Source organism: Actinomadura logoneensis, from assembly GCF_003428695.1.
GTDB classification, from domain to species: domain Bacteria; phylum Actinomycetota; class Actinomycetes; order Streptosporangiales; family Streptosporangiaceae; genus Spirillospora; species Spirillospora logoneensis.
This window is the reverse complement of the sequence record NZ_QURH01000529.1, coordinates 1-1,493: the sequence shown is the minus strand read 5'-3', so window position 1 is coordinate 1,493 and position 1,493 is coordinate 1. Positions and strand designations below refer to the sequence as shown.

Sequence of the window (1,493 nt, the reverse complement as noted above, 5' to 3'; positions counted from 1 at the left end):
GGCCCCGTCGCCGCCCGCGGCCACCGGCGTCACCTCGTCCCGCGCGGCGCCGGTCCGGCGGGCGCGCCCGCGCCGCCGCGGGTGGTGGCGAACCCCAGCGCGATCATGCCGAGGCCGAGCAGCAGGTGCAGCCAGTTGTCGGCGGTGTTCACCGGGATGAAGTTGGCCGACCCGTGCTGGTCGATCACCAGCCCGTACAGCCACAGCACCAGGTAGATCACGCCGCCGCCCAGCAGGTACCCCCGGGCGGTGACGGGGTTGCGGGCGAGCGCGATCCCCGCGAGGCCGAACAGCAGGTGGACGATGTTGTGCAGGATCGACACGTTGAAGAGGCCGAGGAGCTTGGCCTCCGACATGTGCCCGGCGAACTTCATCCCGCCGTAGTGGGTGGTGATCCCGGGGATGAACCCCAGGATGCCCACCACCAGGAAGACGGCGCCCACGACGAGCGCGGCCTTCCCGACGAGGGGCAGGGCCCCGAACGATCTGTTCTGCTGGCTCATGATTCGACCCTCGGTTGAGGACGGATGGTGACCGGCGCCCTACCCCGGCGTCGTCCGTCCATACACGGTTTTTCCAGGTCAAAACCACCTCTGGACGCCCTGATGACGACGTGCCGAGGGACTCCCGGAGCCCTGGCCGGCGCGTGCCCGGGCCGTCCGGTGGGCCGACCCCCACCCGCTGGCGGGGGAGCCAGGCCCCCGGCGGCCGGGCGCCCAAGCCCACTGCCCGCGGTGCCCGGAAGGCGAAGACTTCGAAGCGTCCCGACCACACCTCGGACCCCGATGGGAAGACGCGACATGAACACCTCCCTCGCCCGCCGACTCACCGGAGCGGCCGGACTCGCCGCCGCGGCGGCGCTCATCCTCGAAGTCCCGCTCTACTTCTTCTACTCGGGCGCGCCGCCCGCCTCCAACGTCCTGAGCCGGCTGCTCATCGGCGTCCTCGGGCTCGGGTTCGTCCTCGCCTTCGCGATGGCGTTCCGCGAACTCGTCCTCCAGGCCGATCCGCGGAACGCCTGGATCGGCCGGTTCGCCGGAGGCGCCGGCCTCGCCTACGGCGTCGTCACGCTGGTCTCGTCCGGGCTGGAGGCCGGCGCGGTGATCGCGTCCGACCGTCCGATCGACCCCACCGTCACGGTGGACGGCACCTACATCCTCTACGGCACCATCGGCCGGATGCTCCTGGCGATGTTCCTCGGGTCGGTCGGCGTCGCCATCCTGCGCACGTCGGTCCTGCCGCGCTGGGCGGGCCTGCTCACCTGCGCCCTGGCGCTGGTCAACCTGGCCTTCATGCCGTCGCTGTTCTTCGGCAACACCCCCGCGCACTTCTACGCGGCCAACGGCTGGGGCACCACCGCCCTCATGGGCGCTGTCTTCAGCTGGTGGCTCCTGGGCGTCGCGATCGCCCTGCTCCGCCGCCCGAAGACGGTGACGAACTGAGCCCGGCCCGCGCCCCCGAGCGCCCCGCCGTCCCCCGGCGGGGCGCTCGGG

2 protein-coding genes are annotated in these 1,493 nt (G+C 72.3%); one reads left to right on the top strand and one right to left on the bottom strand.

All coding sequences use genetic code 11. From position 1 onward, the window contains the following. Positions 1 to 29: 29 nt before the first annotated feature. Entirely contained in the window at positions 30 to 503 is a 474-nt protein-coding gene (locus DZF91_RS23860; RefSeq protein WP_117359549.1) for a DUF4383 domain-containing protein, read from the bottom strand. A 297-nt stretch (positions 504 to 800) separates the two neighbouring features. Between DZF91_RS23860 and DZF91_RS23855 the strand changes: the two genes are divergently transcribed. Further along, positions 801 to 1,442, top strand: a complete 642-nt coding sequence (locus tag DZF91_RS23855; protein WP_117359548.1) for a hypothetical protein — start codon at positions 801 to 803, stop codon at positions 1,440 to 1,442. The last annotated feature ends 51 nt before the right edge of the window (positions 1,443 to 1,493 follow it).